Raw genomic sequence first — 6,740 nt, 5'->3', positions numbered from 1 at the left:
AAAGCCTCCCGTAGGAGTCTGGGCCGTGTCTCAGTCCCAGTGTGGCCGGTCGCCCTCTCAGGCCGGCTACCCGTCGTCGCCTTGGTGAGCCATTACCTCACCAACTAGCTGATAGGCCGCGGGCTCATCCTGCACCGCCGGAGCTTTCCACCACCCTGGATGCCCAAGATGGTAAGTATCCGGTATTAGACCCCGTTTCCAGGGCTTGTCCCAGAGTGCAGGGCAGATTGCCCACGTGTTACTCACCCGTTCGCCACTAATCCCCGCCCGAAAGCGGTTCATCGTTCGACTTGCATGTGTTAAGCACGCCGCCAGCGTTCGTCCTGAGCCAGGATCAAACTCTCCGTGAATGTTTTCCCGTAATCGGGAGACACCACGAGAGCGGAACCAGGAGAAGGAATAATCCCCCCGGTCCACAGCGTCCTCGCTGTGTTGTGTTTCAAAGGAACCTCAACCTCAAGCCACAAGGGACTCTCGGTCGGGGTATCAACATATCTGGCGTTGACTTTTGGCACGCTGTTGAGTTCTCAAGGAACGGACGCTTCCTTCGTACTCACCCTCTCGGGCTTTCCTCCGGGCGTTTTCCCTTCGGCATTTCGTGTTCCCGCACTCTATCAGACCCTCTCGGGCCCGATTTCCTCGGCGCCTTTCCAGTTCCCGGCCCGGCCTTTCGGCCTTTCCGTTTCCCTTCCGGCGTTTCCGACTCTATCAGGTCCTTTTCTCTGCTCTGGCCGGGTCCTCGCACATGAGGGTTCCCCGCCGGAAAGAAAGGGATTGGACTTCGCCGGAATACCTGGAACTGCGGCCTCGTAAGGCGTAACCGGTCCCAGGCAGGAGGTCGACTGTACAGCTCTGCTCCCTACGGGTGCAAATCGCTTTCGTGGCGCCCTCGCACGGACATCTCGGCATGGCCACCCAAAACCGTACAGAACGTGACTTACTCTGGCGATCTCCGTGCCGATCCCTCCTCGTGGGCGGCCCAGGAACTCACCGCCCAGGGAGGCAAGTCATGACCGTCGTGACCTCACCGCTTGCTGGTACCGCCATCGGACTCGCGAACGTCCCCGACCCGGTCTTCTCCGGCGCCATGGTCGGTCCCGGGACCGCCATCGACCCCGAGCGCGAGCCGGCCGAGGCAGTCTCCCCCATCGACGGGGTGCTCGTCTCGCTCCACCCCCACGCCTATGTGGTGGTGGACGAGCAGGGCCACGGCGTCCTGACCCACCTCGGCATCGACACCGTGCAGCTCAACGGAGAGGGCTTCGAGCTGCTGGTCAGCAAGGGCGACACCGTCCGGCGCGGACAGGCCCTCGTGCGCTGGGACCCTTCGGCGGTCGAGGCGAAGGGGAAGTCCCCGGTATGTCCCGTCATCGCCCTGGAGGCGACGATGGACGCGCTCTCCGATGTGCGTGAGAGCGATGCCGTTCGCACGGGGGACACACTCTTCGGCTGGGAGTGACGGCGGCGGGCGCAGGTGACGGGCAGACAACCGGAGCGAGCGGAGAGGGCGGGTATGGAGACGAGGCTGCGGGGCGTCGGGGTGAGCCATGGGGTGGCGGTCGGCGCGGTCCGGCACATGGGCACGGCGGTGCTCGAACCGCCAGCGAAACAGATTCCCGAGGAGGAGGCCGGGCGCGAGCAGGCCCGGGCGCGGCAGGCCATGGAGGCCGTCGCCGCCGACCTGACCGCACGCGGTCAGCTCGCGGGGGGTGAGGCGCAGGACGTCCTGGACGCCCAGTCGCTCATGGCGCAGGACCCCGAACTCCTCGCAGACGCCGAGCGCAGGATCGCGGTCGGATCGACGGCCGAGCGCGCGGTCTACGACGCCTTCGCCTCCTACCGGGCCCTGCTCGCCGGAGCGGGCGAGTACCTCGCGGGGCGCGTCGCCGACCTGGACGACGTGCGCAATCGCATCGTGGCGCGGCTCCTCGGTGTGCCGATGCCCGGTGTGCCGGACAGCGACGAGCCCTACGTGCTCGTGGCCCGGGATCTCGCGCCCGCCGACACCGCGCTGCTCGACACGGCCCTCGTCCTCGGCTTCGTCACCGAGGAGGGCGGCCCCACCAGCCACAGCGCCATCCTCGCCCGCGCCCTCGGCGTACCGGCCGTCGTGGCCCTGGCCGGAGCGACGGAGCTGGCGGAGGGCACCACGGTGGCCGTCGACGGGAGCACCGGGGACGTGTTCGTGTCCCCCGGCGCGGCCAGGCGCGAGGAACTGGAGTCGCAGGCGGCCGAGCGGAAGGCGGCGCTGGCCGCGAGCACGGGCCCCGGCCTCACCTCGGACGGCCACCGGGTGCCGCTGCTCGCCAATATCGGAGGGCCCTCGGACGTCGCCGCCGCCGTCGAGGCCGGTGCGGAGGGGGTCGGGCTGTTCCGTACCGAGTTCCTTTATCTGGACGACAGCGAGCGGGCGCCTTCGGTGGAGCAGCAGACAGCGGTCTACCGCTCCGTCCTGGAGGCGTTCCCCGGCCGGCGCGTCGTGGTGCGGGTCCTGGACGCGGGAGCGGACAAGCCGCTCGCCTTCCTGCACCCCGCCGAGGAACCGAACCCCGCCCTGGGCGTGCGAGGGCTCCGGGCGCTCCTCGACCGTCCCGAGGTGCTGCGGGACCAGTTGACCGCGCTGGCGCGCGCGGCCGACGGCCTTCCCGTGCATCTGGAGGTCATGGCCCCGATGGTGGCGGACCGGGCCGACGCGCGGGCCTTCGCCGAGGCGTGCCGGGCGGCGGGGCTGCACGCCAAGGCGGGCGCCATGGTGGAGATTCCCGCCGCCGCGCTGCGGACCGGGGCGCTCCTGCGGGAGGTGGAGTTCGTGTCGCTCGGGACCAATGACCTCGCCCAGTACACCTTCGCCGCCGACCGGCAGGTGGGTGCCGTGGCCCGCTGGCAGGACCCGTGGCAGCCCGCGCTGCTCGATCTGGTCGCCGCCTCCGCCCGGGCCGCCGCCGAGGCGGGGAAGACGTGCGGGGTGTGCGGCGAGGCGGCCGCCGACCCGCTCCTCGCGTGTGTGCTGACCGGACTCGGTGTCACCTCCTTGTCGATGAGTCCCAGCGCGCTCCCCTACGTCCGCGCCACGCTGGCGAAGTACACGCGCGCCCAGTGCGAGCGGGCGGCGGGCGCCGCGCGCGCCGAGGACGGGGCCGAGGGAGCGCGGCGGGCGGCCGGGGCGGTGCTCTCCGGCGAGTAGGCGGAGCGGGCGGGCGGTCACCGGAGAGCCGTGGCCCCGGCGGGGGCGGGGCGCAGGTCACTCCTGGGCTTCCTCCCCTTCCTGGCCGTGGTCGTGGTGAGGGGTGCGGGGCGGCGTGAGCGCGGGCGCGGCGCGGTAGTCGACGCCAGGCTCGGGCGGGATGGGGTCGCCGGTCTCGGTGTCGGTGCAGTAGGCGTCGAAGACCTCGGCGGCGGTGAGGGGGCGCAGGACGTGCTCGCGCAGTCGCCAGCCCCGTACCGCGTCAGGGGTGTCCGGTCCGGTGGTGCGGGCGACGAGCCCGCAGGGCAGTCCCGCGGCGAGTGCCGCGGCGAGGACGGTGACGAGGTCGAGGGACGCGCTCTCCCCCGGGCGCGGCCAGCTTCCCGGGCTCGTGCGGATGTCGAACTCGGCGAGCAGCGGACCGGCTTGCGTGTGCGTGCTGCACACGAGGTGGTGGCGGCCTGCGCCCAGGGCGTGGCAGGCCGCCGTGAGCAGTTCCGAGGCGCGGTCGAAGGCGGCTCGCGCGAGGCTTTCGCCGCATTCCGGGCAGCGTCCCGCGCCGTCGAGGAGTTCTCCCGCGTAGGCGAAGGTGGCGCGGCGCAGGGCCAGCTGGGCGAGGTCGGGGAGGAGGTCCGCGAGGGGGCCGCCCTCGTACGGGAGGGTCGCGCCGGTGTCGGCGAGGTGCTCGGTGAAGCGGTGGCGGCTGTCCGGGCGGCCGGGGTCGAGACCGGAGCCGGCGCAGTAGGCCGCGTACTCCTCGGGGTCGAGGAGACCGACGCGTGTCCGTCTGCCCCCGGCCCTGCGGGTTCTGAGGGCGGTGCCGGCGGAGTGGAGGTACTGCGTGTGGTCGCGGTGGCGCGGGGCGCCGTAGCCGGTCATGCGCTCGTAGTCGTCCTCCTCGGCGAGGAGCGCGAGGACCCCGGTGATCTCCCGGTCCACGCGGGCGGTCCCCGGGTGGCGGCGGTCGGAGCGGGATGCGGTGTGCGGGCGGGCCATGGGGGCCTCCTGGTGCGTTGCCGGAGCACTCCCTCACGGAGTGCCCTCACTTGATCGCAGACCGTAGGCGACGGCACTGACAACGCCTTCCGCCGCTCCTCGCCGGGCCGCCGCCCCGGGGCTGTTCCGGGGCGGCGGGGAGCGGTTCAGGAGTGTGCGCGCCCCAAACGTTCGTAGTCGCGCAGGAGTTCCACATCGTCAACCGAGCCGGGGTTGACTGCCTTCTCCAGAGGGGTTCCCTGGAGCAGTCGCTTGACGGGGACCTCCAGGCGCTTTCCGGTCAGGGTGTGCGGGATCGCCCGTACCTCGATCACCTCGTCCGGAACGTGGCGGGGGGACAGTTCGGTGCGCAGGGCGGTGGCGAGACGCGTACGGAGGGCGTCGTCCAGGACGGCGCCTTCGGTGAGGTGGACGAAGAGGGGCATCCAGTAGCCGCCGTCGGGCTGTTCGACGCCGATGACGAGCGATTCGCGGATCTCGGGGAGGCGTTCCACGACTTCGTAGATGTCGGCTGAGCCCATGCGGACGCCGCCGCGGTTGAGGGTCGAGTCGGAACGGCCGTGGATGATCACGGAACCGTGGCCGGTCAGCGTGATCCAGTCTCCGTGGCGCCAGACGCCGGGGTACGTGTCGAAGTAGCTGTCGTGGTAGCGGCTGCCGTCCGGGTCGTTCCAGAAGCGGGTGGGCATGGAGGGCATGGGTTTGGTGACGACGAGTTCGCCGACCTCGTCCACGAGCGGTGTGCCGTCGGGGTCCCATGCCTGGAGGTCGACGCCGAGCGCGGGAGCCTGGAGTTCCCCGATGTGGACGGGGAGGGTGGGGACGGCTCCGGCGAAGCAGCTGCACACGTCGGTGCCGCCGCTGACGGAGGCGATCCACACGTCCTCGCCCGCCTCCTCGTGCAGCCAGCGGAAGCCGTCCGGGGGCAACGGGGAGCCGGTGGTGGCGACGCAGCGTACGCGGCTGAGGTCGAAGTCGCGGGCGGGGTGGAGGTCGGCCTTGCGCGAGGCCATGACGTAGGCGGCGGAGGTCCCGAACAGCGTCGCGCCCGTGGTCTCGGCGACGCGCCACTGGGCGGCCGTGTCGGGGAAGGCGGGGCTGCCGTCGTAGAGGACGAGGGTCGATCCGGTGAGCAGGCCGGAGACGAGGAAGTTCCACATCATCCAGCCGGTGGACGTGTACCAGAAGAAGCGGTCGCCGGTGCCGAGGTCGCAGTGAAGGCCGAGCTGTTTGAGGTGTTCGACGAGGATGCCGCCCTGGGACTGGACGATGGCCTTGGGCAGTCCGGTGGTGCCGGAGGAGTAGAGGACCCACAGGGGGTGGTCGAAGGGGACCTGCGCGAAGACGGGGGTCTCGTCGCCTGCGACGAGGTCCGCCCACGTATCGGCGCCCTCGGGGGCGGGGGTGCCGAGGAGGGGCACGTGGACGAAGGTGCGGACGGTGGGGAGTTCGGCGCGCAGTTCGGCGACCACGTCTGTGCGGTCGTGCTCCTTGCCCCCGTAGCGGTAGCCGTCGACGGCGATGAGGACGACGGGTTCGATCTGGCGGAAGCGGTCCAGGACGCTGCGGGCGCCGAAGTCGGGGGCGCAGGAGGTCCAGACGGCGCCGACGGCGGCGGTGGCGAGGAGCGCGACGACGGCCTGCGGGACGTTCGGCAGGTAGCCGCTGACCCGGTCGCCCGGGCGGACTCCGCGGGCGCGCAGGGCGGCGGCGAGGGAGCCGACCTGGCGGCGCAGTTCGGCCCAGGTCATCGGCTCGGGGCCGTGGGTCTCGTCCACGTGCAGCAGGGCGGCCTCGCCCGCGAGGAGCGGGTCCTCGGCGGTGCGCAGGGCGTGTTCCGCGTAGTTGAGGCAGGAGCCGGTGAACCAGCGGGCGCCGGGCATCGCGGGCTCGGTGAGGACGTCCTCGTACGGGGTCGAGAAGCGGACGTCGAACCACTCGGCGACGGCTTTCCAGAAGGTGCCGAGGTGCTCGACCGACCAGCGGTGCAGGGCGGGGTAGCCCCCTTCGGCGGGGGCTCCGTGGTGCTCGGCCGCCCAGGCCGCGAAGCGGGTGACGGCGGCGGTCGCCACCCGGTCCCGTCCTGGTTCCCACAGGGGCTGGGGCGGCTGGGCTGCGGTGCTCACGGGGCGGCTCCAAGGGGCGTACGCGGCGGCGGTGCCGCGCCGGGGTCGGTGAGGGTCCGGGGTGCCGGTCCCGGCGGAGTGCCGCCGGGCCGGCGGACCGGGCGCTGCGAAGGACGATGCCACGGACGCGGGCGCGGCACCAGGGGTGGGTGTGCTGGTGGGGAGGGGTGCGGGAGGGCCGGGCGCGGACGGCGCGCCGTCACCGGAGGTGGGGCGCGGCGTGTGGGGTTTCCGGGTGGCGGGCGAGTGGTGGGTGGCGTCGGGAGGACGTCTGGGTGAACGCCCGTCGAACGAGGTCACCTGTCGGCCGGGTGGATGACACTCTTGCGTCATGATCGCTCGTGACCTGGTGCGTTGGCTGACGGCGGCGCGGGGAGAGGGTACTGGTGGCGGGCGCCCCGCCCGGTGCGGCGGGGGGCCGTGCGAGGGCGGGG

4 protein-coding genes and 1 other annotated feature (1 of these 5 only partly in view) are annotated in these 6,740 nt (G+C 71.9%); of the genes, 2 read left to right on the top strand and 2 right to left on the bottom strand.

Features of this window, described 5'->3' with window-relative positions; genetic code table 11:
• Positions 1-350, bottom strand: a sequence feature (mutual gap in cmsearch alignment for this rRNA model is longer than 100) (it extends 1,138 nt beyond the left edge of the window).
• Between the two features lie 659 nt (positions 351-1,009).
• Both SSBG_RS26660 and ptsP read left to right on the top strand, forming a co-directional pair.
• Positions 1,010-1,459, top strand: coding sequence for a PTS sugar transporter subunit IIA (locus tag SSBG_RS26660; protein WP_008749161.1), 450 nt, complete (start codon positions 1,010-1,012; stop codon positions 1,457-1,459).
• Positions 1,460-1,513: 54 nt separating this feature from the next.
• Entirely contained in the window at positions 1,514-3,184 is a 1,671-nt protein-coding gene (ptsP, locus tag SSBG_RS26655) for a phosphoenolpyruvate--protein phosphotransferase (RefSeq protein WP_008749160.1), read from the top strand.
• A gap of 57 nt (positions 3,185-3,241) precedes the next feature.
• Here ptsP and SSBG_RS26650 read toward each other — a convergent pair whose 3' ends face one another.
• Positions 3,242-4,180, bottom strand: a complete 939-nt coding sequence (locus SSBG_RS26650) for a hypothetical protein (RefSeq protein WP_008749159.1) — start codon at positions 4,178-4,180, stop codon at positions 3,242-3,244.
• A 146-nt stretch (positions 4,181-4,326) separates the two neighbouring features.
• Positions 4,327-6,306, bottom strand: coding sequence for an acetoacetate--CoA ligase (locus SSBG_RS26645; RefSeq protein ID WP_008749158.1), 1,980 nt, complete (start codon positions 6,304-6,306; stop codon positions 4,327-4,329).
• Positions 6,307-6,740 lie beyond the last annotated feature (434 nt).

It is taken from the genome of Streptomyces sp. SPB074, assembly GCF_000154905.1.
Classification (GTDB): Bacteria; Actinomycetota; Actinomycetes; order Streptomycetales; family Streptomycetaceae; genus Streptomyces.
The sequence above is the reverse complement of the archived record's forward strand: the minus strand, read 5'-3'. Positions and strand labels throughout refer to the sequence as shown.

What these genes read in the sequence shown, in the direction of transcription:
- SSBG_RS26660 (WP_008749161.1), top strand. Translation starts at nt 1,010, where the DNA reads ATGACCGTCGTGACCTCACCGCTTGCTGGTACCGCCATCGGACTCGCG.
- ptsP (WP_008749160.1), top strand. Translation starts at nt 1,514, where the DNA reads ATGGAGACGAGGCTGCGGGGCGTCGGGGTGAGCCATGGGGTGGCGGTC.
- SSBG_RS26650 (WP_008749159.1), bottom strand. Translation starts at nt 4,180, where the DNA reads ATGGCCCGCCCGCACACCGCATCCCGCTCCGACCGCCGCCACCCGGGG.